Genomic DNA, 26,861 nt, shown 5'->3' on the forward strand with positions numbered 1-26,861 from the left:
CCAAAGGGGCGGGAACGAGAAATCGTTTCCGCCCCTTTTCGCATGTGTACAACACCTGTTGCGCTCGCATTCCTCGCCCCCTCCACAAGCAGCTCTCCGTACATTATGTCGGACACACTAGGTAGGCCAATGTAGCCGGTATCGGTAGTGAGCATTAGGCTGCTCGTTTCTGCAGAACCTATAGATCAAACAAAAGGGGGAGCATGCCATCATGCACACTCCCCGCCGCACAACCACAGGCCTGGGGCCAGCCGCCTAACCCCTACTTACAGCTCACGATCGGCTGCGGGTCGTAGACCGTGCGCTGGGTCTCGCGGGAAAGCTCCTTGCCCTTTAGGTCCTTCACCACGCGGGTATCGGTGATGGTGAAGCCCGGCGCGCCGGAAGACGGCGAGCAATCGTCACCGTCCAACTCCATCTTCTTCGGCGAGGTCGGGTTCGTGCGCTCACCCGGGATCGATTCCACATCCACCTGCTTCACACCGTGCAGACGCACGGTGACGGAATCGCCGCTCACCTCCGTGGTGATGCGCACGGGCGTATCAAAGGGGTTCTTGAACTTCAGGTCGATCGCGCCCTCGTACACCGTCGCCTCGCGGCCAGCCGGGTAGCGGGAAATGTAATAGGAGTGCGGGGTGTGCTCCACGTCCTCCATGCCCGCGAAGTACGAGGCGTTGTACAGCGTGGTTGCAAACTGCGAAATACCACCGCCGACTGCCTTTCCGGCGTGGCCATCGATAATAATGCCGGACTCCACAAAGCCCTGTGCAGTACCGCGTGGCCCGGTGTGACCGTTCAGAGAGAACGTCTCCCCCGGCAGCACAATCTCGCCATTCACCATCTCCGCCACACGGCGAATGTTAGTGCCCGAAGAGCCACTAAAGCCACCGGTGGTGAAGGTGCCCACCACATCGTCAAAGTGAGCCTTCTTAGCCTGCTCGGTGGTGTACTCGGCCTTCTTGTCCTCGTACACAACCTCGTGGTCGCGCTTCTTCTTATCTAGCGCCTTGCCCTGGAAGTCGCCCAGCGTTTCCTTCCACTTAATGATCACGCCATCCTTGGAAGGCACCACCGTGATGTCATCGCCGTGGAACTCGAAGCTGGCGTCGCGGTACTCCACCTCGGTGCTGGAAAGCTGCTCGCTCAGGATCTCCTGCGCCTTCTCCGTGTTCCACTCCGGCATGAACTCGCCGCCGTCCACCTTGAAAGTCAGGATCTCGTGCCAGTTCTGCGGGGTGATCACACCATCGACCTTGTCACGGCCATGGAACACCAAGTTCTTGGCCGTCGCCGGCTCCACGTACTGCTTGGCAGCCCGCTCGGCGGCGTCCTTGTCTGCATCCGCCAGAGTGATCGTGGCCTCCACATTCACTCGCCCGTCGGTATTCAGCCAGTTTTCCCGCACCTGGGTATCCAGCAGCTCGCGGTCCACGGTCTGCCCCGGCTTGTCTTCCTTAATATCCGCCTTGCCGTCAGCGCCGACGGACAGCTTGGCGTTCTCCGCGTCGCGGGTCAGCTCCCGCTCCACGCGGTTCAGGGATCGGTTCAGACCCTCGTCCGTAATCTTCGAGATAATGCCCACCTCGCGGGTCTCGAAGAAGGAACGGATGCGTGTGATCGGGTTCAGTGGCTGCTGGCCCGCCTGGTCCACCGTGGCGCCCCAGTCCACCTGCATGCCGGACTTGGCGGGCTCAATGGTGGAGCTCATGTTTCCCGCCATAACCGTCACCGGCTGGCGGGTGCGTTCGCCCAGGCCATTGCGCAAGCGCTGCTCCGCCTGGGACTTATCCACACCACTAATGTCCACACCGCCGACGGTCACGCCGCGCGGCACCTTGCCCTCACTCATGGCCAAGTCCACGCCGTAGAGCAGGCCCCCCAGGCCGATCAACCCGATGAAGAACCACGCCCACCACGGAATACCGCGGCGCTTGCGTGGCTTGACGGGCCGGCGGCTCCGGTTAGTCTGATCCTGAGAATTCACGCAGGTTAGTGTATCGCGAATCCCCCGATCAGGGAATTCTTTTACTCGGTTACACAGGTACGATTCACAGAATCGCGCACCTGATCCTCAGGGATCCGCCCGTCGTCGATCGCCACGCGGATGGCCTCCACCACATCGGGGATCTCCACTGCCCCCGCTGCGGCAAGCGCCACGTCCGCCCCGGCCGCCAGCGCCGCCACGGCTGCCTCCGGGCCGGGGTAGCGATCCGTCACGGCCTTCATGCCCGTCAGGTCGTCGGTGTAAATCACGCCGTCGAAACCTGGGGCGTCATACCTCGGGCCATAACCGCCCTCCCGCAGCAGCTTGTAGGCCGCAGGGTTCACCGAGGATGGCAAAGGCTCACCCAACCCCGGCACCTCCACATGGCCGACCATCACGGCCATGCCTTCAACGTCGATAAGTTCGCGGAAAGGCAGCAGGTCGTTGGCTTGCATTTGCTCAAGCGGCGGGGTGGTCACGGATCCCATGTGCGAGTCACCCGTGGCATGCCCGTGGCCCGGGAAGTGCTTCAGCACCGGGGTCACGCCCGCCTGCTGCAAGCCCTCCGAGTAAGCGCGTGCGTAATCCGCTGCCACCTTCGGATCGGCGCTGAAGGAACGTGAGCCGATCGCGTTGTCAGAAACCTCCTGCCCGCCGGCCAGATCCACCACCGGCGCGAAGTCCACGGTAATTCCCAGGTCGCGGACTTTCTTGCCATGCTCGGCCATGAGGTCGCGCACCTGCTCAGGGCTCATCGTCTCCGTCATCTGCTTCGCACTCGGCAGCTCACCAATGATCTCGGAAAGACGCTGCACCAGACCGCCTTCCTCGTCCACACTCACCGTCAGCGGTTCGCCCGCGTGCTCCTCGAGCGCCGCCAGGCTACGTGCGGGGTCTCCCTGACCATTCAAAATGGACTTGTCGGTCTGCGAGCCAATGAAGAGGTGGCGCACACCTTCGTCGACGGCTTGTTCTGCTGATTCGTAGGTTGTGACGCCCACAGCAAGCATCCGGCCAGCCATCTCCCTAGGTGTCTTACCCTCCACCCGGGCACAGACCTGCCGGTTCTCCGCTGGGGGTACGCTGGATTCGGCGGCACCGGAGCTTTCGGAGCTGGGCGCGGCGGAAGTGGCCGAGGATGCGGAGGTATCGGCTGGCTGGTCAGTGGGCGTCGATAAGGAACAAGCGCTAGAGGCAAAGACAAGAGCGAAACCTAAAGCGCCAGCGGCTACGTGTCTACGGGGCATAGTATTAACGTAGTAACAAACGCAACGAGCAGTGCACCAATCGTGCAGCGCCACCGAGGAGCGATAAACATGACCGAGCAGGCAGAACAAGCCCAGCAAGCACACCAGCCGGCTTTCGACGCGAGCGGCGATACCGTCCTGATCGCCTACGACGGCTCCGCCGAGGCCCGCGGCGCCGTGGAGCACGCCGGGCGCTTCCTGTCCGCGAAGAACGCCTACATCCTGACCGTGTGGGAGCCGATCCACCGCCAGGCTGCGCGCGCGGCGGGCATGAGCGGCATGATGCAGCACGACTGGTCCAACGAAACCGGCGAGCAGCCGGAGGACGACGATCCGGCGTACGCAGAGGCCGTGAACATCTGCAACGAGGGCGTGGATCTGGCCAACTCCCATGGTTTTGTTACCGAACCCTTTCTGGTAGAGTCCGGAACAGCTATTTGGAGCGCCATTGTCGACGCTGCCGATGAGCTGGACGTGGATCTGATCGTCACGGGCACCCGTGCCCTGTCGGGTTGGAAATCCTTCCTACAGTCCAGTGTGTCGGAGAGCATCATCAAGAACGCCGGTCGTCCCGTGCTCATCGTCCCGCCGATCGAAGATGAGGACTAGTTTTCCCAAACGAAGGTCTGTTGGCGTTTGATTGGGTACGATCTACAAGAAGCTAGTACGCTAAAACCACAACAATCCCACTAGGAACAGGAATTAACATGGCTAACGAAACCGCCTCTAACCGTCGTGGCCTGGGCGCACTGGTCGCCTCCGCAGTTGCAGGCCTGGTCCTGGGCGGCGCCGCAACTTTCGGCGCTGGCGCAATGGCCGATACCACTGAACTGCCCACCGACGAACAGATCGCCGTCAACCAGGACAACGCATTCCTGGGCGCCGTCCAGTACGGCGGCCGCATTTCCGAATAAAGGCGCACCATCACGTGCCAACCACGGCGCATCGCCCCCTTTCTCGCCGCGCTTGGGTGTATAGCACCCTCGCGTGGTTTCTTTTCGCATTCCTACAATCCCCCGGGCTGACCTCGGCCGACACGAAGCTGGACCTAACGGCCAACCCCTGGGGATTCCTCCGCCAGGCGTCGTACCCCTGGACGGATACTTTTCCGCTCGGGCAGCTGCAGAACCAGGCCTACGGGTACCTGTTCCCGCACGGCCTGTTCTTCGCCGTGTTTTCCTTCCTGCCCGCTTGGGTCACCCAGCGCCTGTGGTGGGGGCTACTGCTGGCGCTCGCGTTCGCCGGCACGGTTCTGCTGCTGCAGCGGCTAGGCATCGGCAGCCGCGGCTCGCGGGTGATCGCGGGCATCCTCTTTGCGCTCTCCCCGCGGATCCTCACCACGCTTGGGGCTATTAGCTCCGAGGCGTGGGTGTGCGCGCTGGTGCCGTGGGCGCTGCTACCCGTAGCGAGCGCGGCTATGCTGGGGCGGGATGCCCAGCTAGACCGCCGCACACGCTCCTACCTGGCTAAATACGCCCTGCTGAGCGCCCTGGTCGTGCTGTGTCTGGGCGCGGTGAACGCCGTGGCCACCGCGGTGGCCATCCTGCCCGCCGTGATCTTCTGGCTGGGCATGTGCATCCGCCGCCCGCGCGTGGGCCTGTACTTCGCGCTGTGGTGGGTGCCCGCAGGCCTGCTGGCCACCTTCTGGTGGATCGGCCCGCTGCTCCTGTTGGGCAAGTACTCCCCGCCATTCACGGATTACATCGAGTCCGCATCCCTAACCACCAACTGGATGAACCTCGCGGAGATCCTGCGCGGTACCACCAGCTGGACCCCCTTCCTCTCCGCCGAGCGCCAGGGCGGCTACGAGTTGGTCGGCGAGCCCGTCTTCGTCGCCGGAACCCTGCTGGTGGCGTTCCTGGGCTTATGGGGGCTCACCCGCCCGCAGCTGCCTTTCGCCCGCCGCTGGCTGGCGATCCTGCTGCTGGGCGTGGTTGCAATGGTCTTCGCCACCGCCCCGATCTCCCCGCTAGCCTCCTGGGGCCGGGTATTCCTGGACGGCGCGGGCGCCCCGCTGCGCAACCTGCACAAGTTCGACCCCCTGGTGCGGTTGGCGCTGGTTGTCGGCATCGCCCACGGCCTGGCGCGCCTGCCCTGGCCAGGCCTTAGCCGCGAACGCTGGGCGCGGTGGCTCCACCCGGAGAAGCACGCGGAGGTCCCCCGCGCCATCGCCATTTGCCTGCTAGTCGTCGTGGTCACCGCCACTGGTTGGTCGGGGCGCATCGCCGCCGCAGACGCCTACCGGAGCGTGCCCGACTATTGGACCGAGGCAGCGGACTGGCTGAACTCGGAAGTCACCAAGGAAGCCGGGGAGACCCACGCCCCCGCCCGAACCATGATCCTCCCCAAGGCGCGCTTTACCCGTCAGACTTGGGGAAACACCCGCGACGAACCTGCTCAGCCTCTGTTGGACGTGCCGTGGGTCGTGCGCGACTCCGTTCCGCTCGTACAACCCGAGGCCATCCGCGGCCTCGACGGCATACAACGGGAGCTGGAAGCCGGCACCGCCATCCCCTCCCTCGCCGCCGCACTGTGGCAGCAAGGCGTGGGGTACCTGGCACTGCGCTACGACCTGACCACCGCCGCCGACACCCCCGGCGCCAAGCGGATCGAGCGCACCCTCGAGCGCTCCGGAGGTTTCAGCAAGGCCGCCACCTTCGGTGACGACGAGGAGGTGCGGATCTATCGGGTGGATCCTGTTACTCCCGACACTGGGGGCACTGCGGGTGACCTGCGGATTATTGACGCCGAACGCCTCGACGTCTCCCATTCCAGCGCCGAATCCCTCCCCCGCCTGGCAGCGGCGGACGCGGCCCTGGGTAGGCAGGGTGCGGCTAGGGCGCGCGTGGAGGCGTCACAAGGCAAAGGACTAGAGCTACCCGCACAGACGGTGACGGACACGCCCGCGCTGCGCGACCACAACTACGGCAACGTGGTGGGCGCGGACAGCGAGATCCGCAGCGAAGACGACCCGGTGCAGGTGCTGAACCCGGTGCGCGACTACCCCGTGCGCGATGCGGACGGGCAGGAGGTCGCGCCGGAGCAGATGACGCGCGTAGAAGGCCGCGGCGAGGTGCGGGTCTCCTCTACTGCCGCAGATCCGACGAGCTTCGGCGGGGCGGAGACGTACTCTTCCGCAACCTCCGCGGTGGATGGTTCGCAGAGAACCGCGTGGCGGCCGACGGTCGGCAACGTGGCCGGGCAGTACATCGAGTTCCGCATGGACGAGGCATACAACAGGCTGGGCCTGCACCTAGACGTTCAAGGGCGCCCGGCGCGCGTGCAGGTGACGACGTACCTGCAGGGCAGAATCGTGTCGGGCACGTCAGCAACCCTGAAGACCGGCGAGACCAACAAGGTGAAGGTTCCAGCCGGGCGGGCCGATGCGATCCGCGTGACGATCGTGGGTTCCTTCGGCGACTTCGGCATATCCGAGGCGAAGGTGCTGGCCGATGGGGAGAAGGACGTCACGCCGCGGCGCGTGCCGACGGTGCCCCCGGTGGATGGCAGCGACGACTCACAGGGCAACGCGGAGGCAACAGGGGCAACACTGAACCGGTGGGTATTCGGCCAGGAAATCAACGAATCCGTCATGCTGCGCGGCTTCGAGGTACCGGAAGCAGTTGGCAACGGCGCGGGCGAGCTGCCGGTCGTTGTGCACACCTCCGAATGCGCCCGCGAGAACCCAGCACCCGTGACCATCGACGGCAAGGACTACACCTGCGGCGACACCTTGAACCTACCCGCGGGCAAGCACGTGCTGTCCACCACGGCGCGCTGGGTGGCGCTCTCCGTCGCCGAGCCGCTGTACGGCGCGGCGGTGCGGGAGACCCCGGCGGCACAGCCGGTGGAGCAGGCCAACCCGCGGGAGCAGCTGGCGCCCGGCGAGCAATCCACCCGCCTGGAGGCCTCGGATAAGAAGCGCGTGCTGTTCAGCCCCTCGCAGGCGAACCCCGGACGCATCGCCACGCTGGAAGATGGCGGCGAAACCACACAGCTCACGCCGATCACGGTGAATGGCTGGCAGCAGGGGTGGATCGTCCCGGAGGGCAAGTCCGGGCTGGTCAAGATCCACTTCGAGGGCACGAAACTATACCGCGCATGGCTGGCCATCGGCCTGGTGACGGCGCTGGTGCTGGTGGGGCTGTGCATCTTCGTGGTGCAGCGAACCCGCCGGATGCCGGCGCTGCCGGAGAGGACGGCGGCAGTGGCAGCTGCGCAAGCGGCGGCAAGCAAGACCCAGCCCACGGAGCGCACCCCGCGTAGCCAGCGCTTCCGCCGCGCCATCCTGGCGGGCAAGGCCATCACCGGGGCGGCCGCATTCCTGGCGCTACTGCTCTGCATCCGCGGCGCTTGGGGCAGCGGAAACTACTACGCGGACGGGTTCGTGGTGAACGGCGCGCTCGCCGTCGTGCTGCTGGCCGCGGTGGTCTCTGCCTTGGCATCTGCAGCAACTGCAGCGCGTGCCTCGCGCTTGGCATCCCGCACCGAGCGCCACCAGGAATTAATGGACCGGCGCGCGGGCTCTTCCACCAAGGAGTAGCTCAGCGCGGCCACCGGCACGCTCAGCACGAACGTTGCCACCAGCACCAGGGCGGTGTGCCCGCTGAACAGTGGCACGCCCAGCAGCGGAAACACCAGCGATAGCAGCGACATGTGCCACAGGAAGATCGCATACGACCAGCGGCCCAGCGCCTGCATCGGTGCCGACTCCAGGAACTTCGACCGCGGCGCCAGCGTATAAGGAACGATCAGCGCGGCAGCGAACACCAGGCCATATAGCGTCCGGCGGGCGAACTCCGCCGGCGCCGCGTGCGTCAGCCCCTCCGGCCCGTCCGAGGCCGCGACCGCCAGCGCACCGATGGCCAGCAACCAGAACACCCAGCGAAACTTCGCTACGAATCGCACCTCCGGCAGCTGGTACCGGGCGTCAAGACCCTCGGCCCCATCCTTACCCGTGCGCGCGTAGGCACGATCCTGCACGATAGACTCCAGCTCCGCACCGAGCAGCCCTACCCCGAACCATGCAATAAACGCAGGTGGCATGATGTGCGGGTTCAATCCACCCGGCGCCGGCGGCTCGGCGAACGCGGGGATGAAGGCCCAGCCGAAGCTCACCGCGGCCACCACGACGATCCACACGATCCGCCATTTTCTTTCTCGACGCCCCCACGCCACCGCGATCACAGGCAGCACCAGGTAGAAAGCCATCTCTACACACAAGCTCCACAGGTGGGTCAGCCCGCCGATCAGCCCACCGTCGACGTAGATCTGCACCATGATGACGTTCGAGATCATCTGCCACGCCGTCGGCGAGCCCGCAACCGGGAAGAACAGCAGCACAACCGCGACGGTGACCAGGTAGGCCGGGAAGATGCGACCCAGGCGCTTCACGTAGTAACCCGCCAAGGTCAGCAGATTGTCCTGCGAGGTAGATACCGCAAAGTCCGCACGGTGGCGGCGCCACAGCAGAAACCCGGAAAGAGCGAAGAACACGGGCACAAAGAAATCCGTGCGCGCCATCATGCGGTTCAGCAGGTTCCCCGTATCCGCGCCGGTTTGGAACGCGACATGGGTGATGATGATGCCGGAGCAGGCAATCGCGCGGAGACCTTCCAGCGCAGGTAGGAAGGGCGCGGGGCGGGCGGAGGGAATCTTCGTGCTCATCGGGATCAGCTTAACCGACCGGCACGCGAAAACACCCCCGAAGACTTTTCTAGAGAAATATTTTAAATCTGCGAAGTATCTAGTTTTGATTGGCTAAAGTATTGGAAGCTTTACAGGCTAACTACAGTCACCGGATAGATATAGACAGATAGAGTCAGGAAACCCCATCCTATGAAGAGAATCCTCTCCTCCGTAGCGATCGTGCTCGGTGTAGCCATGCTGGTCTTTGCCATCGCACTGCCCACCTATGTCGTCCCGAAGGGCAAGGTGCTGCCGCTGGACCTCGTATCCACCACCATCACCCCGAAGACACCCGGCAACCTGCTGGACTCTGGGGCGCTTGCGGCCGGCAAGCCGGTGGGCAACAACAAGGACAAGCCCGAGTGCAAGGGCGACAACCCGCAGGTGAGCTGCTTCATCAACAAGGACTTGGAGATGCAGTCCCAGCGATTCACCACCGCACAGGAACCTTCGGACGATGATGTCGTGACCCTCGAGTCCGGCCAGACCCTGTTCCGCACGGACCGGGAAGAGCCGAAGAACCTGATCAGCGCGTCGATCGACCACATCACCCTGGATCGCAAGACCCAGATGCCCGTGCCGGAGCCGACGTCCTCGATCGAGCTGAACGCACCGGCCCTGGATGCAGCTGCCAACGAGGGTAAGGACGAAGAGGTTGAGGCCTCTGTCGCTCCGTTCACCCGCCCCGGCATCACCTACCAGTTCCCGATGGGCACGGACCGCAAGTCCTACGACTACTTCGACATGCAGATCCTGAAGACCCAGCCGATCGACTACGTCGGTGAGGAAGAGCAGGACGGCGAGAAGGTCTACCGCTTCGAGCAGACTGTTCCCCCGACCGAGCTGTACCCGGCTCTGCGCGAGCGCCTGGAGGCCGACGGCGAGCTGTCCAAGGGCGACAAGGGCACCCTGGCCGCGCTGCGTCTGAAGTTCCCGGCGAAGGTCTGGGGCATCGACCCGGACGACATCAAGAACAAGGACGGCGAGCAGGCCGAGAAGAAGGATGAGAAGGCCAACGAGAAGAAGGAGGGCGAGGACGGCGAGAAGGAAGAGGACCTCGGCCCCGAGGTTGAGCTGTCCCGCTACTACACCGTCCACCGCGTGCTGCGCGTGCAGCCGGATACCGGCGTGATCGTCAACGGTTCCGAGGAAGTCTTCCAGTACTACGCGCAGGATGACGAAGAGGCGCAGGAGATCTTCGAGAACAAGGAAGAGGAGATCAACAACCCGACCCGTACCGCCGTGTACTTCCCGGGCGCGTGGGATGACGAGTCCCGCGACGGCCAGATGAAGAAGGCCACCGATGGCCTGCAGAAGATCAAGCTGATGGGCACCATCCTGCCGTGGATCCTGGGCGTGGTTGGCCTGATCCTGCTGGTAGTCGGCTGGATCGCTCACCGCTCCGCGCGCCTGGCGGCCAAGTAATTCCCGCAATTATTTCCGCTGAGCCACTAGACTATTGGCTGTGAAGCCGCAGCCGCCGAAGACCACCGCCAAGCGCGATCGCCGGATCGTGCTGGGGTGGTCTTTCCTCGTCTCTATCGTCACTTTGTGGCCGTTCTGGCTGGGTCTGCGCCCGGATTCCTCGAAGGCGTTTCTGCTGCGGGATATGTTGGTGCCGCATTCCCTGCCGGAAAATTCCAATAATCTGGGCATCAACGACGGCGCTCCGCGCGCCCTGCCGCAGGATGCGGTGTTGACGCTCTTCTCCCCCACCTTCCCCTCCACGTTCCTTGCCAGTGCGCTCGTTCTTTTTTCCTGCCTAATGGGTTGCTATTTCGCATCCGCGATGGTGCGGGACATGGCTGGCGGGCGGCTTTCCTCGCAGCTGGTTGCAGCTTTGTTTGTGGTGTGGAATCCGTTCGTCATCGAGCGTTTTCTGCAGGGCCAGTGGACCGTTGCGACCGCGGGAATGCTGCTGCCTGCGGTCGCTTTCCTGGCCGCCGCGCGTTCCCACGGTCTGTTGTATGTGGCGATCTGTTTGTGTGGCTTTGTGCCGACCGGTCTGATCCTGGCGCTGATCACGGCGCTGGTGTTCGCACCTTCGCACGGGGAGCGTCTGCGCAGCCTCGTTGCCAGCATCATCGCCGCGTTGCCGTGGTTGCTGCCGGCGATCTGGGTTTCTAACCCTTCGCAGACCCGCTCCGATGCCCTGTCCGCGGCTTTGTTTTCCGCCCGCGGCGAGACCTTCTTAGGCCCGCTTGCCTCCACGATGGGGCTTTCGGGGATTTGGAATGCGGAGGCCATCCCGCCGTCGCGCAACCTGTTTTCGGTGCTCGTGAGCGTGGCCCTGTGCGTGGTGCTGATGCTCGGCTTCAAGGAGCTGTGGCGTGTCTATCGCGGCGTTGCGGTGCTGACTGTTCTTGCCTTAGTGACGCCCCCTCTGCTGGCCACCAGCTGGGGCGTGGATCTTATGGGCTTTGCAATTAGCCACGTGCCCGGCGCGGGCATGTTCCGCGATACCTCGAAGTTCGTGTGCCTGGCGATTCCGGGGTTTGTGCTGCTGATTGCCGTGGCGGTGGAGCGGATGGACCCGCGCCGCCGCGCTGGGGACGTCCGAAAGGCCCCGGCTAAGGAGGACAGTCCCAGCCGTTCGCGGTGGGCGCCGCGTGCCGCGGCGGCCGGCCTGGCTGTGGCGTGCGTGCTGACCGTCCCCGCATATCCGGCGGATATGGCGCCATTGAAGCGGGTGCAGATCTCGGAGACGTGGAGCCAGATGTTCACCATCATCTCCGGCGCTCCGAACGGCAAGATTGTGCTGCTCCCGCCGGGCAACTACCGCACCCGCGGCGACCGGCCGCACGTGGATCCGGGGCTGAAGTTGCTGCCGGGGTCGCCGATGGATCCTGGGTTCCTGATCGTCGATGGCCAGGTGGTGGATGGCAACCCGGCCAGCATGAGGATCCTGTCGGATCTTATGAACGGCAAGAATACCCTCAAGCGCAATGGCGTGAGCTGGGTGCTGGTGGACTGGTATTCCATCACCGACGGCGTCGCGATGACCAAGGCGCTGCAGGTATTGAACTCCAAGGGCATTCGGCGCGTCCTCAGCGCCGATAACTACGACCTCTACCGGGTGCAGAGCCCCACCCTGCCGCGCTCGCCGGTCCAAGATCGCGCGCCGCTGTTCGTGGGCATGACGTTCTACTGGATGCTCATGATGTGGGGCATGTGCGTGTGGCTGTGGCGTGTGACCCGCCAGCTGCAGATGAACGGCCGCAGCCGGCCGCTGCCGGTCAAGACAGGCAAGGCCGACAGCGCTGACTAGCGCCCGCGCGCGACTTCCTGGCGCAGCAGCTTCTCCCATGCCGCGCCGGTGGCGTCCCAGGAGAACTCCTCGGCCCGGCGCTTCGCGGCCCGGCCCATTTCCCTGCGCTTCTCCGGGTTATCCAGCAGGTATTCGACCGCGTTCATTAGCCCACCGGGGGAAGAACACAGCAGGCCGGTCTCCCCGTCGATGACGGAATCCCGCAGCCCGGCGGAGGACTCATAGCCGACCGTCGGCACCCCGTGCTGCCCCGCCTCGATCACGGCCAGGCCCCACCCCTCCTTGCGCGAGGGCATCACGTGCACAGAGGCACGGTTGAGGATGCGGTGCTTCAGCTCCTCGGACACGAAGCCGTGGAACACCACCAGCGGCTCAATCCCCAGCTCGCGGGCGTAATCCCGCAGGCGATCGGCCCACCATCCGTCGCCGATCACATCCAGGCGCACGTTCGGGTGGGTGCGCGCCACGGCGGCCAGCGCGTCCAGCGCATGCTCGATCTGCTTGTGGGGGACCAGCCGGGACAGCGCCACCAGGTGAATCGTCTGCTCCTCGCTGGCATTGTCGGAGTTGGGGCTGGGGGCGTCCGGAATCAAAGAAGGAGCAACAGGATCGATGCCGTTACGAATGATCTCGATGTTGCCGCGCAGCACGCCAAGCTCCACCAGCTCCTCGGCGGAGGGGGCAGAGACGGTGACCCAGCGGCGGCGCCGGTGGATCCACGGCGAGATGGTGGACTCGATCAGCCAGCCGATGCGGGAGAGGATCGGCCCTGCGACGGACCACTGCTCGCGATGGCAGTGGTGGGTCAAGACGACGGTGGGCGCGCCGCTGACCAGGGAGGCGAAGAAGGGTACGCCGTTTTGGGTATCCACCACAACGTCCGGGCGGCCAATGTCCGCTAGGGCCCCACGCCCCCGGCGGGCGGCCAGGATCGCGGCCAGCGCGCGCGGGTAAACCGTAAGGTTGCCGCCGCCACGAGAGAAACGGAAATTGCGGCCGACCTGCTGTGATCGTGTGGAGCCGGGATAGTAGGCAGTGCGGAACACCACCTGGTGGCCCTGGTTGGCCAGGTACTCCCCCACGCGCTCCAAGTAACGTTCGCTGCCGCCACCTTCGGGGTGGTTTGTGTCGCGCCAGCAGAGAAGCAGTACTTTCATGATGGACACTATGTTAGTCGCCACCGCCTGCGACTTTGCAGGGTTTGGTGAATCTGCGTAAAGACTGCAGAAAGTCAGCACAACCTGAAAAGATAGACACTCGATGAGCCCGAACAACCACCCCGCCCGCCAGCGCCAGACGCTGAGCGTTTTCCGCCGCCGCGCTACCCTGCGCCGCTCCTTCGGTCTGCTCAACGACTTCAAGTACGAGCAGACCCGCCCCGACATCTTCTACGGCCACCTGGCCGAGGACACCGTCGAGCTGATCCGCGACATTTACGCGGGCGTGCGCGGTGTTGGGCAGGGTTCAGGGCAGAGTTCGGGGCAGGGGCCAGACCAGAGCGAGCCCCTACGCAACACGAAGATCCTGGACGTCGGCGGCGGGCCGGGTTACTTCGGAGTGGCCTTCGACAAGGCCGGCGCGGACTACTACACCTGCGAACCAGACGTCGGTGAGATGGCCGCCGCGGGCATCAAGCTGCAGACCTCGGTTCGGGGTTCGGGGCTGGACCTACCTTTTCTTGGTGACGCCTTCGACATCACCTACTCTTCCAATGTCGCCGAACACGTACCGGATCCGTGGCGGATGGCCGACGAGATGCTGCGGGTGACGAAGCCAGGCGGAGTGATGATCTACAGCTATACGGTGTGGCTGGGTCCATTCGGCGGGCACGAAACCGGGCTGTGGCAGCACTACGTGGGCGGGGAATTTGCCGCCCGGCGCTATGAGAAGAAGATGGGCAAGCCGCCGAAGAACCGCTGGGGTGAGAGCCTGTTCAACGTCTCCGCCGCCGAAGGTCTGAAATACGCGCGCAAGGTGCATGGCGAAAGCGCCAAGCTGGTGGCCGCGTTCCCGCGCTATCACCCCTGGTGGGCGTGGTGGATGGTGCGAGTGCCGGGGCTCCGCGAGTTCGCGGTATCCAACTTGGTGCTGGTGTTTCAGAAGCGCTAGGACTACCCCCAATTCAGCGGGGGCACCTTCTAGGGGCAGAAAAAGACATAAGACTACAACTATTTCCCCGAAGAACGGGTAATGTGGCGTGAGACACAAGTCTAGTGTTGCGACCTGCTAGGTCACTGGATTCATGAGCCGCTGGATTCATGAACCACAGGATTCATGGGCCACTGCCCTAGCCGATCGTTGCACTAAAGGATCACTGTCGAGAACGATAGGAAATAGGACTGACATGACCAGTAACACTGGCGCCCCTGAGGCATTCATTTACGACGCCGTCCGCACCCCCCGTGGAAAGGGCAAGCCGGGCGGTTCCCTGCACACCGTAAAGCCCGTTGACCTGCTCTCCGGCCTGATCGAATCGATCATCGAGCGCAACCCGGGCATCGACCCCAACCGCATCAGCGACGTCATCGCTGGCTGTGTCACCCCCGTCGGCGACCAGGGCATGGATATCGCCCGCACCGCCGCGCTGAACGCCGGCCTGCCGTACACCGCCACCGGCTTCCAGGTGAACCGCTACTGCGCCTCCGGCCTGACCGCCGTGAACCTGGGCGCACAGAAGATCCGCTCCGGCTGGGACGACCTGGTCTTCGTCGGTGGCGTGGAGTCTATGTCCCGTGTCCCGATGGGCTCCGACGGCGGCGCCCTGGCAATGGACCCGGCATCCAACTTCTACAACGACTTCATCCCGCAGGGCATCTCCGCTGACATCATCGCCAGCCTGGACGGCCTGTCCCGCGAGGACCTCGACGCTTTCGCTGCCCGCTCCCACGAGCGCGCATCCAAGGCCTGGGAAGAGGGTCGCTTCGACCGCACCGTCGTTCCGGTGAAGGACCAGAACGGCATCACCCTGCTGGACCGCGACGAGACCATCCGCCCTGGCACCACCGTCGAGGGCCTGTCCGGCCTGAAGCCCGCCTTCGCCATGATCGGTGACCAGGGTGGCTTCGACGCTGTCGCGCAGACCAAGTACCCGCAGCTGGAGCGCATCAACCACCTGCACCACGCCGGTAACTCCTCCGGCATCGTCGACGGCGCAGCCCTGCTGGCCATCGGTTCCGAGCAGGCCGGTAAGGACTTCGACCTGACCCCGCGCGCCCGCGTTGTCTCCGTCGCCACCTCCGGTGTGGAGCCGACCATCATGCTGACCGCCCCGGCACCGGCCTCCCGCGCAGCTCTGGCCAAGGCTGGCCTGAAGCCCGAGGACATCGACATCTGGGAGATCAACGAGGCATTCTCCTCCGTCGTTCTGCGTGCACAACGCGAGCTGGACATCCCGGACGAGAAGCTGAACGTCTCCGGTGGCGCCATCGCTATGGGTCACCCGCTGGGCGCAACCGGCGCGATCATCACCGGCACCGCCGTCGACGAGCTGCACCGCACCGGCGGCCGCTACGCCCTGATCACCCTCTGTGTCGCAGCCGGCATGGGTGTGGCCACGATCATCGAGCGCGTCTAACCGACCTTCCCGCAGACCAAAACACAAGAAACACTCAATTTTCCTCTGACAACCTCCCGCGAACGCGAGCGTGAGGGCGTTAATAAATAAAACAAGGAGCATCACACATGAGCATGTTCAAGTGGGACCAGGATGGCGACGGCATCGTAACCATCACCATGGACGACCCGAACCAGCCGGTCAACACCATGAACGACACCTTCCAGGGCGAGCTGCCTGAGCTGGTGGAGAAGCTGCAGGGCGCAGTGGAATCCGGCGAGGCCAAGGGCGTGGTCATCACCTCCGCGAAGAAGACCTTCTTCGCCGGCGGCGACATCAAGTCGATGATCAAGTCCACCCCGGAAGACGCAGAAGCAATCACGAAACAGATCAACGGTATGAAGGCCGGCCTGCGCGCAATCGAGACCCTCGGCGTGCCGGTCGTCGCCGCCATCAACGGTGCGGCGCTCGGCGGTGGCCTGGAGATCGCTCTGGCCACGCACCACCGCATTGCTTCGGACGCCAAGGGCCTGAAGGTTGGCCTGCCAGAGGTCACCCTGGGTCTGCTGCCGGGTGGCGGCGGCGTAACCCGCGTGGTCCGCATGCTGGGCATCCAGGACGCACTGATGAAGGTCCTGACCACCGGCCGCCAGTTCCGTGCAGAGGACGCACTGAAGACCGGCCTGATCGACAAGGTCGTCCCGGCAGACCAGCTGATCGACGCTGCCAAGAAGTGGATCAAGGAGAACCCGGAAGCATCCCAGCCGTGGGACCAGAAGGGCTTCAAGATCCCGGGCGGCACCCCGACCAGCCCGCAGCTGGCACAGTTCCTGCCCTCCTTCCCGGCTAACGTGACCAAGCAGATCAAGGGCGCGCCGATGCCGGCTCCGAAGGCCATCCTGAAGGCCGCCGTTGAGGGCGCACAGCTGAAGAACATCGAAGAGGCCCTGGCCGTGGAGACCCGCTACTTCGTGGAGCTGGTCACCGGCACGACCTCCAAGAACATGATGCAGGCATTCTTCTTCGACCTGCAGTACTGCAACGGTGGCGGCTCCCGCCCGAAGGACGTTGAGAAGAAGCAGTTCAAGAAGCTGGGCATGGTTGGTGCCGGCATGATGGGCGCAGCGATCGCCTACGTGGCAGCGAAGGCCGGCATGGAGGTCGTGCTGAAGGACATCAAGATGGAGGCTGCCGAGAAGGGCAAGTCCTACTCCGAGGGTCTGGAGGCCAAGGCACTGAAGCGCGGCAAGACAACCGAGGAGAAGTCCAAGGCTCTGCTGGACCGCATCAAGCCTTCCGTCGACTACTCCGACCTGTCCGACTGTGACATCGTGATCGAGGCCGTGTTTGAGAACACCGAGCTGAAGCACAAGGTCTGGGCAGAGATCGAGGCAGCCGTGCCGGAGGATTGCGTGCTGGGCTCCAACACCTCCACCCTGCCGATCACCGAGCTGGCTACCGGCGTGAAGCGCCCGAAGGACTTCATCGGTATCCACTTCTTCTCCCCGGTAGACAAGATGCCGCTGGTGGAGATCATCAAGGGCGAGGAGACCTCCGACGAGACCCTGGCTGCGGCCCTGGACTTCACCGGCCAGATCCGCAAGACCCCGATCGTCGTGAACGACTCCCGCGGCTTCTACACCTCCCGCGTCATCGGCTTCTTCCTGAACGAGGCTATGCGCATGCTGGCTGAGGGCATCGATCCGGCCGTCATCGAGGCCGCTGGTCGCCAGGCTGGCTACCCGGCACCGCCGCTGCAGCTGCAGGACGAGCTGAACCTGAAGCTGGCCCGCAAGATCGGCGCCGAGACCAAGGCAGCTCAGGAGGCCGCTGGCCTGACCGTCGACGACGGTGGCGTGACCGAGATCGTGGACAAGATGTTGGACGAGTACGACCGTCCGGGCAAGCTCGAGGGCAAGGGCTTCTACGAGTACAACGAGGAAGGCCGCCGCACCGGCCTGTGGCGCGGCCTGTGGGACGAGCTGGGCGCCGGCAAGGTGAAGGTCGCCGACGGCGAGTCCACCGTTGCAGGCACCGGCCTGGATACCGCCGCTGCCGGCGCAGCCCAGAAGGCTGCTGCTGACCCGAGCGGCGTGGCTGCTGGCTCCAACGTTCCGGCTGACGCTCCGGCCTTCATCGACCTGGTGGAGCGCCCGCTGTTCGCCGAGGCTCTGGAGACCCAGAAGTGCATCGACGAGGGCGTGCTGACCTCCGATGCGGATGCCAACATCGGCTCCATCATGGGCATCGGCTTCCCGGCCTGGACCGGCGGTACCCGCCAGTACATCAAGAACTACGACCGCCCGACCGCCGCTACCCTGCCAGAGGGCAAGGTCGCGGACCGCGACGGTGGCGACTACCCGACCCGCGGTGTTGCAGGCTTCGTTGCCCGCGCTGAGGAGCTGGCCGCTAAGTACGGCGAGCGCTTCACCCCGCTGGAGTCCCTGAAGGGCTAGTTCTCAACTGGTTTCGCCTCCTTTAGTTAGCTGGCAGTCTGCCTGATCACCCCAAGCGGGGTTTTCAGGTAGCTGCCAGCTTTTCTTTTTATTTCTGTGACCATTCTGCGGGTAGTTGATAGGTCATTCACCACGCGTTTCCCACTTCCCTACCGAGAGACCAGTATCTACTCGCGACTCAAACCGCAGCGGCACCTCACGTCCATACAAGATTCACCCCCTAACTTTGGTTCACAAATCAGCAAAAGGCCTCGACAGACGAAGACAGACGAACTTTAGAGGTCACAAGGAAGGGAAGGAAACCACCATGGGCTTACACATCCGCACCTACGAAGGGCGTGTCCTCGACCGCCAAAACGAGGACCTGGAGGACCAAGGACTGCACTTCGACATCGGCACGATCCGCAACCGTGTTTCTCGCCGCAAGTTCTTCGGACTACTTGGGGTTGGCGCCGGGACAGCAGCTATCGCAGCTTGCTCGCCTGGATCTGATCCTTCAGCCGCATCAAGTGCAACATCGAGCTCTGCAGGCACCACCAGCGGTGCAGCTGCCAGCACCGCGAACTCGGACGTTGACCTGACAGAAATGAACACTGAAACCGCAGGCCCTTATCCCGGCGATGGATCAAATGGGCCTGACGCATTGGAAAAGGTGGGCGTCAAAAGATCCGACATCCGATCCAGCATCGGCGGCGGGGCAACAGCTTCCGGTGTGCCGATGAAGCTCAAGCTGAACATCATCGACATGGTCAACAGCAACTCCGCAATGACTGGCGCGGCCGTATACGTCTGGCACTGCGATGCAGAGGGCGGCTACTCCATGTACGGCGACGGGCTGGAGAATGAAACCTATCTGCGCGGAGTGCAAGTCACCAGCGACGATGGCACCGTCGAATTCACAACCATCGTTCCGGGTTGCTACTCCGGGCGATACCCGCACATTCACTTCGAGGTTTTCCCGGATAAGGATTCTATTTCGGACGCCACGAATGCGATCCTCACATCTCAAATCGCAATCCCCGGCGACGTCTGCGAGGCGGTTTACGAGACCGATAACTACGAAGCCTCAATCAAGAATTACAAGAACACGTCGCTCGACAAAGACGGCATATTCAGCGACGGCTGGGATGCGCAGATGCCGGATTTCACCGGCGATGTGAAGTCCGGCTACACGCTGACTTTGGACGTTCCGATTGATACCACCACCGAGAATAAGATGAGCGGCCCCGTAGGCGGTCAAGGTGGGCCGGGCGGTCCGGGTGGTCAAGGTGGTCAGGGTGGCCCAGGGGGTCAGCCGCCGGCGGGCGAGCCACCGGCGGGGCAGCCTGGGGCAGAGAGCGGCTCCTCGAACGCTTAGCGCTTGCGGCTGTAGGCGAGGGCCACACCGCCCAGGGCTACCAGCACGCCCACGACGACGCTGTACCAGATCAGGTTGTTGCTCGAGCCGGACTCTTCGCTGTCCTTTTCCTCGGATTCGTCGGCCCGCTTGGAGTTGTCTTCACTTTCCTCGTCCTGCGGATGCGAAGCCTCCGAGAACTTCGGGCCGGGAATCTTCTCCCCCGTGAGCTCTGTGGTGAGCTCATAGGTGGCGGCCTCGTTCTTCACCTCTGAAACGTCCCGGTGTTCGCCGCCACCCCAGCTGTTGTTGAAGAAAACCACGATGTACTGGTCCCCATCCAGCCAAGATTTCCGCGCCGCAACATCGCTCGGTTGTTCCTCACCATCGCCCACCATGTTGCGATAGTTCAGCCTGGCGGCGTGGCCGAAGGCAACGGACTGGCCCTCGGTGTGCGGGTTGACGGATTGGCTTTCCTGCGAAGAAGCTGCTTGCCGCACAGAGTTTAGGGTTCGTACCTGCAATTGAGAGATGCGCGCCAGCTCCTTGTCAGGAGCCGCGACCAGCTTCATCCCACCCCGCAGCTTCTGCCCATACTCAGCCTTGATCTTGTACACGTGAGTTTCGCCCGGCACGATGTCGGCCTTCACCGTAGACTTGCCGTCCGCCTTGAGCTCCGTGGCGTCGTGGAACCACGCCCCCGGCTTCACCGTCTCCACGTCTTCGGCAGCTTGCGGGGAATCCTCATGGGAGAAGCTCTCCTCCTCGAAAGGCTCCGGCACGCCATTGAGGTCTTCGTTCGCGAAGCGCTTGATGGTGACCTCCGCGGGGATCTCCTGCCCCTCGTACGGGCCACTCTTGCGCACTACCTTGAACTTGAAGTCACCTGCTGGGCAGTCTTCGCCTGCTCGCTTCGTTGTGTAGGAGGAGAAGAACGGTCCGTTGGAATCGATGATCCCGGTATCTCCACTGTTGTCCAGGTAGCAATCTAGCTCCTCTGCGTCCAACTTGAGCGCGAAGTTGGATCTCCCCAGCCCATCGCCCTGGGAGGGCGGAGGCATCGTGGCCACGCTGAGCGCCAGGCGCTCGCCTTCGGCGATGGGGGTGCTGAAGTACTCGGCGCCGTCCTCGTCCTCCCGGTCGCCATCGGACTTTTCACGCAGCTTCGTGGAGAAAGTCTCCACATCGGCCGGCACCTTAGCCGCCGATGAGTAATCATCGCCTCCACTGATCTCCTCCGCTTCAGTCTCAGTGGTCTGGGCCGTGCGAGTGGTCAGCCGCTTCATGGAATCAGCCAAACTCACGGTGTCCTTGGCATCCATGTACTCGCCGCCGCCTGCCTCGGCGATGCACTCCAGCTCCTTGCGGGCCTTGGCGTCCACCAAAAAGCCGACGGTGTTGATGGTGAGGTCAATGCCTTCCTTCTTCAGGTCCTTGGCGACCTCGCACACAGGCGGTGGGGCGCAGGTGTCCTCGCCGTCGGATACCAGCACGATCGAGCGCTCGCCATCCTTGGGCAGTTCCTTGGCGGCTTGCCTCAGGGCCGGCCCCATCGGCGTGTGACCGGAAGCCTCCACCTTGCCGACTTCTTCAGGAATCTTGGTCACGTTTCCCTTTTCCACTGGCAGCAGGGTTTTAACGTCCTTGCAGCCAGCCTCGCGCTCTTCCGGCGAGTTGCCGACCTCCGTGCCGTAGACCATGAATCCCAACTCCGCGTCGCTGGGCACGGCCACAGAAAACATCTGCGCCGCGTCCTTTGCAGCGGCCAGGCGCGTCTGCCCGTCGGCGTCCGGGGTCTTCATCGACCCGGAGGCGTCCAGAATCAGCATCGTCGGCGGGATGTTCTTACCTTCATCCTCCGCCTGGGCTTCCTGTGCCGGTGGTACGACGATTGTCACCAGTGCTGCGATCAGCGCAATTGCGAACAGCAGCGAGCTTCTTCTAGCCATTGATTAACACCCTTCAGTTATCGCTGTGGATCACCTTATATCGAAGGGAAAACCATGGCAGGCTTTTTCAGGTTAGCTAGTCCTTGACTTCCGTCTTGTGCAGCTGCGCGTCCAGGTCCTCCGGGTCCAGGTTCGCCTCAGAGAACGCACTGGTCAGCGGCAGGCGCAGCTCCAGGTCGGTGCCGGGACACAGCTCGATCTTGCCTTCTTCCAGGGTGAAGTCCAGCACGTGCCCGCCGACGGTGCGCGAATCGTCGATGAAGTGCACGTGGCAGCCGGGGACGGAAATCCCCTTCTCGTAGACAGGCGTGCGGAAGCCCGCGATAATTCCCGTCACGTCGGTGAAACGCTGCTCGGCGTCATCATCCGTCGCCTCAACCATCGGCCGATACGGCGGCTTCTGCTTCACGACCGTGCGGGTGACCACGCTGCTGAAGTGCCCGGTAATGCGGACGGCGTACATGTAGTTCGAGGAGGGCGTCATGCCGTCGATGAACTTCGACAGCTCCGCGCGTCGAATGTTCTGCGGGGCGCGGCGGCGGATGCGCGGCACGAAGTTGGTGGCCACGGCATAGGGGCTGCGGGTTTCCAGATCGGCGCGGGTGGCGCTGCCATCGTGGCGCAGCTGGTAGCAAACGCCGTCGATGATGACCATCTCGCCGTCCAGCGCGTCGAACGTCCCCAGCCCGAAGTTGCCCTTGCCCAGCAGCTCGCCGACGGTCATCTCGCCGTCGTAAATGCCGTCCAGCAGGGCGGTCATCAGGGAGTTCTGGAAGATTGTGTGCCTAGTTACCGGTGAGTCGCTCATGTGCCCCATTGTTGCCGTGCTCGCCCATTGCTCGCTTTTCTTAGTGACGCCCCTCTCGCCCCAACCACCCCCAATGCGGGGCGGTGGGGGCCGAATAGGCTGCTGGCAGCCTAGCTGCCCTTCTTAACGGTGATGGTCCAACCAGCGTCGGCGGTCTGCTCGAAGTTCGTGACTTCGTGGCCATCGGTGGCAGCCCACCGCGGGATGGCATCGGTAGCTTGGGTGCAGTCAAAGTCGATCTGCAGCGAATCCCCGACGGAAAGGTCAGCCATCGCCGCCTTGGCGTCGATCAGAGGGAACGGGCATACCGCGCCGAGAGTGTCGAGCTTATAAGTCCGGTCGCCGACCAATTTGAGGTCGCTATCTCCGCTGGCTCCACTCGATTCAACGCTCTCCGCAGCCGTGGCCTTGCGATCCAGCAGCAGGGTGCCTGTGGTTTGGAAGCCCAGCTGGGCAGCCATGGCCTTCTGCTCTGCAGCGGACTGTACGGACTGTGCAGGCTGTGCGGACTGTGCGGCGCGCGGGGAGGACTGCGTCTGGCTTGGCTGGTTGGCCGTCGGGTTGGATGCCTGGCCCGGCACCGCATCGGTGGGCTTGAGCCACAGCTTTGCGGCAACGCCGATTCCGATGGCGATGAACAGCAGTGCAACCCAACCCTGGTAGCTGAACAGGGAGGTCTGCACCATGCCGTTACCCACGGTGCAGCCGCCGGCAGCGGAGGCGCCCACACCCATCAGCACGCCACCGATGACGGAGCGAACAGCCTGCTCAGCGGAGGGAACGCGCAGACGGAATTCGCCGGACGCCTTGGCAGCGAAGAAGGCGCCCACCAGCAGGCCGAGCACCAGCATGACTCCCCAGTCAACTGTGTCTTCGCCACTGATGAGGAACTTAGAGAGGTTGGACGATGGGCTGGTGATGCCGAGTCCGTCGTTGCGACCCGTCGCCGCCGACAGCGGCCATGCGAGTACGCCCAGCGCACCGATGATGGCCGCGGTCGGGTAAAAGTGCCAGGGCTTTTCCGCCAGCAGGTGTGCGAGGCCGGTCTTCTTCGGCTTCAGGGTCGCCATCTTCGGCGCTTGAGCTTCCTGCGCCAGGAAGCGACGGGTCAGGAAGGCAACTCCCAGCGCAAATGGGATGACAAGCCACCACACGGAGATCCCCAGAGACCCGTGGATGGTGGTGATGGGCAGCGTCCAGCTGCGCAGTCCCTCGTTGAGGGCGTTCAGCGAGCCACCCTTCATAGCGGCGGCACTGCCTGCGTAGAAGACCAGCGCCAGCCACGAACCGATAAGCCCCTCGGCAGAGCGGTACCACGTGCCGGATGCGCAGCCACCCGCCAGCACGATGCCCATGCCGAAAAGCAGACCACCCAGCACGACGGCGAGCGGTGCGAACTGCTTGTACTCGGGCGTAATCACTCCCGCAGTCGTCAGGGCGGCAAGGCCGACCGCGTGCACTGCGATGACGATAAGCAAGGCGGTGAAGCCCCGCCAGGTCTTGTTCAAGAAAATATCGCGGATCATGCCGGTTACGCAGAACCTGCCGCGTTGCATAACCCAGCCAAGGACAGCACCTAATGCCAATCCGGTGACAATCATGAGTTCCCCTACTCCAAACTAAAAATGAACCGATCTGTCTGTCTGTTTGAATGCGTCATACTAGCCCCCAGTCAACTCTCCCTCAAGCCCTAAGAGAGGTTCATCACATACGAAGCCTCGCAAACCACACGCAAGGTCCCATAAATCAGCATTGATAGCGACCTCCGATTTAAACCCATAACCCGCCACCAATGTAAACCTATCAATCCTTGACTTTTACAAAGTCATCGCTATAATGGGTGGTGGATCGCAATCAAGCAGCCCACATTGCCGCCCCCGATGATCCACTTCAACTTCAAAACAAGACTGAAGAAAATCGGTAGGCTTTGTAGCGACAGTTGCGTATAACTGCCAACTAAGAACCTGAAACCAAGCCCCCAAGGAGGCACAGCATGTCCCTCATCAACACCGAGATTCTGGATTTCAAGAACCCCGCTTTCTTCAACGGTGAGTTCACCGAGGTATCCAAGGACGACGTCCTGGGCAAGTGGTCCATCTTCTTCTTCTACCCCGGCGACTTCACCTTCGTCTGCCCCACCGAGCTGGGCGACCTGGCTGACCACTACGAAGAGCTGAAGGGCATGGACGTAGAGGTTTACGCCGTATCCACTGACTCCCACTTCGTGCACAAGGCATGGCACGCAGAGTCCGATCAGGTCGGCAAGGTTAACTACTACATGCTGGGCGACTCCACCGGTCAGCTGACCAACAACTTCCAGAACATGCGCCCGGGCGCCGGCCAGGCAGACCGCGCAACCTTCCTGGTAGACCCGGAGGGCAAGATCCAGTACATCGAGCAGACCGCCGAGGGCATCGGTCGCGACGCTTCCGAGCTGGTTCGCAAGGTCAAGGCCGCTCAGTACGTCGCAGCTCACCCGGGCGAGGTTTGCCCCGCCAAGTGGGAAGAGGGCGAAGAGACCCTGACCCCGGGCATCGACCTGGTTGGCAAGATCTAACTTCCCCTTCCACTCCCCCCGCCGCACCCAGGCGGGAAACCCACGGCGGGCCGGGCTTTCCACTTACGGATCCTGCCCGCCGTTTTTAGTGCCTTTAATCCACCAATAAATCCCCATCCCCCGAAGAATCCATGTGTGGCGCGCATCCCCTCAGGGTGGCGTCAATAAACGAAGAAAGAGAGCACCCAATGGCTAAGCAATTACTGGACGACAACCTGCGCAAGCAGCTCAGCCAGCTCGTCCCCCGCATCACCAAGGACATCGAGCTGGTGTACAGCCTGGACGACCGTTCGGCTTCCGAGGACCTGGAGAAGCTGCTGCAGGACATCGCCGGGCTGTCCGACAAGATCACTGCCCGCCGCGACGACGACGCGCACGAGCGCAAGCCCTCCTTCAGCATCGTCCGCACTGGTAGCGACATTTCCGTGGCCTTCGCGGGCATCCCGATGGGCCACGAGTTCAGCTCCCTGGTGCTGGCGCTGCTGCAGGTCGGCGGCAACCCGATCAAGGAAGACAAGGACCTGATCGAGCAGGTAGAAAACCTGGACGGCGACTACGAGTTCGTCACCTACATGTCTCTGACCTGCCAGAACTGCCCGACCGTCGTGCAGGCGCTGAACACCATGGCAGTGCTGAATCCGCGCATCAAGCACACCGCGGTGGAGGGCTCGCTGTTCCAGGACGAGGTCAACGAGAACAACGTTCTGGCCGTGCCAACCATCTACCTGAACGGCGAGGAGTTCGGCCAGGGCCGCACCACCATCGAAGACTTCGTGCGCAAGCTGGACAGCGGTTCCGCCGCGCGCGAGGCAAAGAAGCTGAATGAGAAGAAGCCCTACGAGGTGCTGGTGGTTGGCCAGGGTCCGGCGGGTGCAGCGGCCTCCATCTACGTTGCCCGCAAGGGCCTGAGCGTAGGCCTGATTGGCGAGCGCTTCGGCGGCCAGGTGCTGGACACGAACTCCATCGAGAACTTCATCTCCGTGCCCGCCACCGAGGGTCCGAAGCTGGCGGCGGAGTTCGAAGAGCACGTCGGCCAGTACGACATTGACGTGGTGAAGGCCCAGGCCGCGACGGGTCTGACCCCTGCCACCGAGGAGGGTGGCCTACACACGGTGCACTTTGGGGATGACGCCACCCTGCGCGCCCGTGCCCTCGTTATCGCCACGGGCGCACAGTGGCGAACCCTGGGCGTTCCAGGCGAGGAGGAGTACCGCAACAAGGGCGTGACCTTCTGCCCGCACTGCGACGGCCCGCTGTTCAAGGGGAAGTCCGTGGCCGTGATCGGCGGCGGAAACTCGGGCATCGAGGCTGCGCTGGACCTGGCAGGCGTGGTGAAGCACGTGACGGTTCTGGAGTTCGGCGAGGCCTGCCGCGCGGATGACATCCTGATGCAGCGCGTGGAGGAAACCGCGAACATCGACGTGATTACGTCGGCAGCTACGACGGAGATCGTGGGCGACGGCAAGAACGTCACCGGCCTGAACTACACGGACCGCACTAACGACAAGTCGAAGTCTCTGGACGTCGCGGGCGTGTTCATCCAGATCGGCCTGGTGCCGAACACCCAGTGGCTGGGCGAATCCGGCGTGGAGCTGAACAAGATGGGCGAAATTGTGGTGGACGAGCACAATGCCACCAACATCCCGGGCGTGTACGCCGCCGGCGACTGCACTGCAGTGCCGTTCAAGCAGATAGTGATTGCCCAGGGCGCCGGCGCAAACGCTGCGCTGGGCGCGTGGCAGTACACGGTGACTGCGCCGAAGGCCTAGGGACTAACTGGTTTGGCAGCCTGGCCGCGCTGGCTGAGCGGTAGCCGTCATGCGGTAACCACCGTACGCACCACACCAGCCCCACCAGCCCCACTGGGCTATCTGCACCCCTCTAATAATGGAAAGGTCAAGTCCACGCGAGTGGTGTATCTGCCCTTTCGATAAAATAGGCAGCATGACGATCTCAGGGACCGGCACGAGCCCGGTGTTGCGACTGGCTCATGCGACCTCCTGAGTGGCTTCGCC

17 protein-coding genes and 1 pseudogene are annotated in these 26,861 nt (G+C 63.5%); 11 read left to right on the top strand and 7 right to left on the bottom strand.

The window, feature by feature from the left end; all coding sequences use genetic code 11:
* Nucleotides 1–262: 262 nt before the first annotated feature.
* Both MHX66_RS09110 and MHX66_RS09115 read right to left on the bottom strand, forming a co-directional pair.
* Nucleotides 263–1,984, bottom strand: a complete 1,722-nt coding sequence (locus tag MHX66_RS09110; protein ID WP_239202442.1) for a VanW family protein — start codon at nucleotides 1,982–1,984, stop codon at nucleotides 263–265.
* A gap of 41 nt (nucleotides 1,985–2,025) precedes the next feature.
* Nucleotides 2,026–3,231 (bottom strand): glycoside hydrolase family 3 N-terminal domain-containing protein, encoded by a 1,206-nt coding sequence (locus tag MHX66_RS09115; RefSeq protein ID WP_239202444.1) that lies wholly within the window; start codon nucleotides 3,229–3,231, stop codon nucleotides 2,026–2,028.
* A 69-nt stretch (nucleotides 3,232–3,300) separates the two neighbouring features.
* Here MHX66_RS09115 and MHX66_RS09120 point away from each other — a divergent pair, with 69 nt between their 5' ends.
* From MHX66_RS09120 to MHX66_RS09130, 3 genes and pseudogenes are all read left to right on the top strand, one after another.
* Nucleotides 3,301–3,840 carry a universal stress protein gene (locus tag MHX66_RS09120; RefSeq protein ID WP_239202446.1) on the top strand — a complete coding sequence of 180 codons (540 nt, stop codon included), beginning with the start codon at nucleotides 3,301–3,303 and terminating at the stop codon, nucleotides 3,838–3,840.
* Between the two features lie 98 nt (nucleotides 3,841–3,938).
* The gene (locus MHX66_RS09125) at nucleotides 3,939–4,145 is read left to right on the top strand and encodes a DUF2613 domain-containing protein (protein WP_005297166.1); all 207 of its coding nucleotides are present in this window, start codon (nucleotides 3,939–3,941) and stop codon (nucleotides 4,143–4,145) included.
* Between the two features lie 56 nt (nucleotides 4,146–4,201).
* Nucleotides 4,202–6,214: pseudogene (locus MHX66_RS09130) on the top strand (DUF3367 domain-containing protein); the annotation flags it as partial.
* 1,388 nt (nucleotides 6,215–7,602) lie between these two features.
* Here the strand turns inward: MHX66_RS09130 and MHX66_RS09135 are convergent.
* Complete coding sequence (locus MHX66_RS09135; protein ID WP_239202448.1) at nucleotides 7,603–8,898, bottom strand: acyltransferase; 1,296 nt, start codon at nucleotides 8,896–8,898, stop codon at nucleotides 7,603–7,605.
* 171 nt (nucleotides 8,899–9,069) lie between these two features.
* On the opposite strand from MHX66_RS09135, the gene MHX66_RS09140 reads away from it, so the two are divergent.
* Complete coding sequence (locus MHX66_RS09140; RefSeq protein ID WP_239202450.1) at nucleotides 9,070–10,344, top strand: DUF3068 domain-containing protein; 1,275 nt, start codon at nucleotides 9,070–9,072, stop codon at nucleotides 10,342–10,344.
* Nucleotides 10,345–10,384: 40 nt separating this feature from the next.
* A complete protein-coding gene (locus tag MHX66_RS09145) occupies nucleotides 10,385–12,187 on the top strand; it encodes a hypothetical protein (RefSeq protein WP_239202452.1) in 1,803 nt (600 codons plus the stop codon).
* Here the strand turns inward: MHX66_RS09145 and MHX66_RS09150 are convergent.
* A complete protein-coding gene (locus MHX66_RS09150) occupies nucleotides 12,184–13,344 on the bottom strand; it encodes a glycosyltransferase family 4 protein (RefSeq protein WP_239202453.1) in 1,161 nt (386 codons plus the stop codon). The genes MHX66_RS09145 and MHX66_RS09150 overlap by 4 nt on opposite strands.
* 103 nt (nucleotides 13,345–13,447) lie before the next feature.
* Between MHX66_RS09150 and MHX66_RS09155 the strand changes: the two genes are divergently transcribed.
* The 4 genes from MHX66_RS09155 to MHX66_RS09170 all read left to right on the top strand — a co-directional run bounded on the left by MHX66_RS09155 (nucleotide 13,448) and on the right by MHX66_RS09170 (nucleotide 19,553).
* Nucleotides 13,448–14,296: a bifunctional 2-polyprenyl-6-hydroxyphenol methylase/3-demethylubiquinol 3-O-methyltransferase UbiG gene (locus tag MHX66_RS09155; RefSeq protein WP_239202454.1), complete on the top strand. Its 849-nt coding sequence runs from the start codon at nucleotides 13,448–13,450 to the stop codon at nucleotides 14,294–14,296.
* 235 nt (nucleotides 14,297–14,531) lie between these two features.
* Nucleotides 14,532–15,761: an acetyl-CoA C-acetyltransferase gene (locus MHX66_RS09160; RefSeq protein WP_239202455.1), complete on the top strand. Its 1,230-nt coding sequence runs from the start codon at nucleotides 14,532–14,534 to the stop codon at nucleotides 15,759–15,761.
* 107 nt (nucleotides 15,762–15,868) lie between these two features.
* Nucleotides 15,869–18,196 (top strand): 3-hydroxyacyl-CoA dehydrogenase NAD-binding domain-containing protein, encoded by a 2,328-nt coding sequence (locus tag MHX66_RS09165; protein WP_239202456.1) that lies wholly within the window; start codon nucleotides 15,869–15,871, stop codon nucleotides 18,194–18,196.
* Nucleotides 18,197–18,503: 307 nt separating this feature from the next.
* Nucleotides 18,504–19,553: an intradiol ring-cleavage dioxygenase gene (locus MHX66_RS09170; protein WP_239202457.1), complete on the top strand. Its 1,050-nt coding sequence runs from the start codon at nucleotides 18,504–18,506 to the stop codon at nucleotides 19,551–19,553.
* Here the strand turns inward: MHX66_RS09170 and MHX66_RS09175 are convergent.
* The 3 genes from MHX66_RS09175 to MHX66_RS09185 form a co-directional block, all read right to left on the bottom strand.
* The gene (locus MHX66_RS09175; protein WP_239202458.1) at nucleotides 19,550–21,481 is read right to left on the bottom strand and encodes a VWA domain-containing protein; all 1,932 of its coding nucleotides are present in this window, start codon (nucleotides 21,479–21,481) and stop codon (nucleotides 19,550–19,552) included. The two genes, MHX66_RS09170 and MHX66_RS09175, sit on opposite strands and share 4 nt — an antisense overlap.
* A 76-nt stretch (nucleotides 21,482–21,557) precedes the next feature.
* Complete coding sequence (gene budA, locus MHX66_RS09180; RefSeq protein WP_239202459.1) at nucleotides 21,558–22,289, bottom strand: acetolactate decarboxylase; 732 nt, start codon at nucleotides 22,287–22,289, stop codon at nucleotides 21,558–21,560.
* A gap of 110 nt (nucleotides 22,290–22,399) precedes the next feature.
* Nucleotides 22,400–23,890: a YeeE/YedE thiosulfate transporter family protein gene (locus MHX66_RS09185; protein WP_239202460.1), complete on the bottom strand. Its 1,491-nt coding sequence runs from the start codon at nucleotides 23,888–23,890 to the stop codon at nucleotides 22,400–22,402.
* Nucleotides 23,891–24,282: 392 nt separating this feature from the next.
* Here MHX66_RS09185 and ahpC point away from each other — a divergent pair, with 392 nt between their 5' ends.
* Both ahpC and ahpF read left to right on the top strand, forming a co-directional pair.
* Nucleotides 24,283–24,846, top strand: a complete 564-nt coding sequence (ahpC, locus tag MHX66_RS09190) for an alkyl hydroperoxide reductase subunit C (RefSeq protein WP_239202462.1) — start codon at nucleotides 24,283–24,285, stop codon at nucleotides 24,844–24,846.
* Nucleotides 24,847–25,034: 188 nt separating this feature from the next.
* Complete coding sequence (gene ahpF / locus MHX66_RS09195) at nucleotides 25,035–26,615, top strand: alkyl hydroperoxide reductase subunit F (protein ID WP_239202464.1); 1,581 nt, start codon at nucleotides 25,035–25,037, stop codon at nucleotides 26,613–26,615.
* Nucleotides 26,616–26,861 lie beyond the last annotated feature (246 nt).

Origin of the sequence: Corynebacterium sp. ACRPH (assembly GCF_022347285.1) — a bacterium.
Taxonomy (GTDB): domain Bacteria; phylum Actinomycetota; class Actinomycetes; order Mycobacteriales; family Mycobacteriaceae; genus Corynebacterium.

Bases quoted from the DNA above. Each gene is read 5' to 3' on its own strand.
- MHX66_RS09115 (WP_239202444.1), bottom strand. From the start codon at position 3,231: ATGCCCCGTAGACACGTAGCCGCTGGCGCTTTAGGTTTCGCTCTTGTC.
- MHX66_RS09120 (WP_239202446.1), top strand. From the start codon at position 3,301: ATGACCGAGCAGGCAGAACAAGCCCAGCAAGCACACCAGCCGGCTTTC.
- MHX66_RS09125 (WP_005297166.1), top strand. From the start codon at position 3,939: ATGGCTAACGAAACCGCCTCTAACCGTCGTGGCCTGGGCGCACTGGTC.
- MHX66_RS09135 (WP_239202448.1), bottom strand. From the start codon at position 8,898: ATGAGCACGAAGATTCCCTCCGCCCGCCCCGCGCCCTTCCTACCTGCG.
- MHX66_RS09140 (WP_239202450.1), top strand. From the start codon at position 9,070: ATGAAGAGAATCCTCTCCTCCGTAGCGATCGTGCTCGGTGTAGCCATG.
- MHX66_RS09150 (WP_239202453.1), bottom strand. From the start codon at position 13,344: ATGAAAGTACTGCTTCTCTGCTGGCGCGACACAAACCACCCCGAAGGT.
- MHX66_RS09155 (WP_239202454.1), top strand. From the start codon at position 13,448: ATGAGCCCGAACAACCACCCCGCCCGCCAGCGCCAGACGCTGAGCGTT.
- MHX66_RS09160 (WP_239202455.1), top strand. From the start codon at position 14,532: ATGACCAGTAACACTGGCGCCCCTGAGGCATTCATTTACGACGCCGTC.
- MHX66_RS09165 (WP_239202456.1), top strand. From the start codon at position 15,869: ATGAGCATGTTCAAGTGGGACCAGGATGGCGACGGCATCGTAACCATC.
- MHX66_RS09170 (WP_239202457.1), top strand. From the start codon at position 18,504: ATGGGCTTACACATCCGCACCTACGAAGGGCGTGTCCTCGACCGCCAA.
- MHX66_RS09175 (WP_239202458.1), bottom strand. From the start codon at position 21,481: ATGGCTAGAAGAAGCTCGCTGCTGTTCGCAATTGCGCTGATCGCAGCA.
- budA (WP_239202459.1), bottom strand. From the start codon at position 22,289: ATGAGCGACTCACCGGTAACTAGGCACACAATCTTCCAGAACTCCCTG.
- MHX66_RS09185 (WP_239202460.1), bottom strand. From the start codon at position 23,890: ATGATTGTCACCGGATTGGCATTAGGTGCTGTCCTTGGCTGGGTTATG.
- ahpC (WP_239202462.1), top strand. From the start codon at position 24,283: ATGTCCCTCATCAACACCGAGATTCTGGATTTCAAGAACCCCGCTTTC.
- ahpF (WP_239202464.1), top strand. From the start codon at position 25,035: ATGGCTAAGCAATTACTGGACGACAACCTGCGCAAGCAGCTCAGCCAG.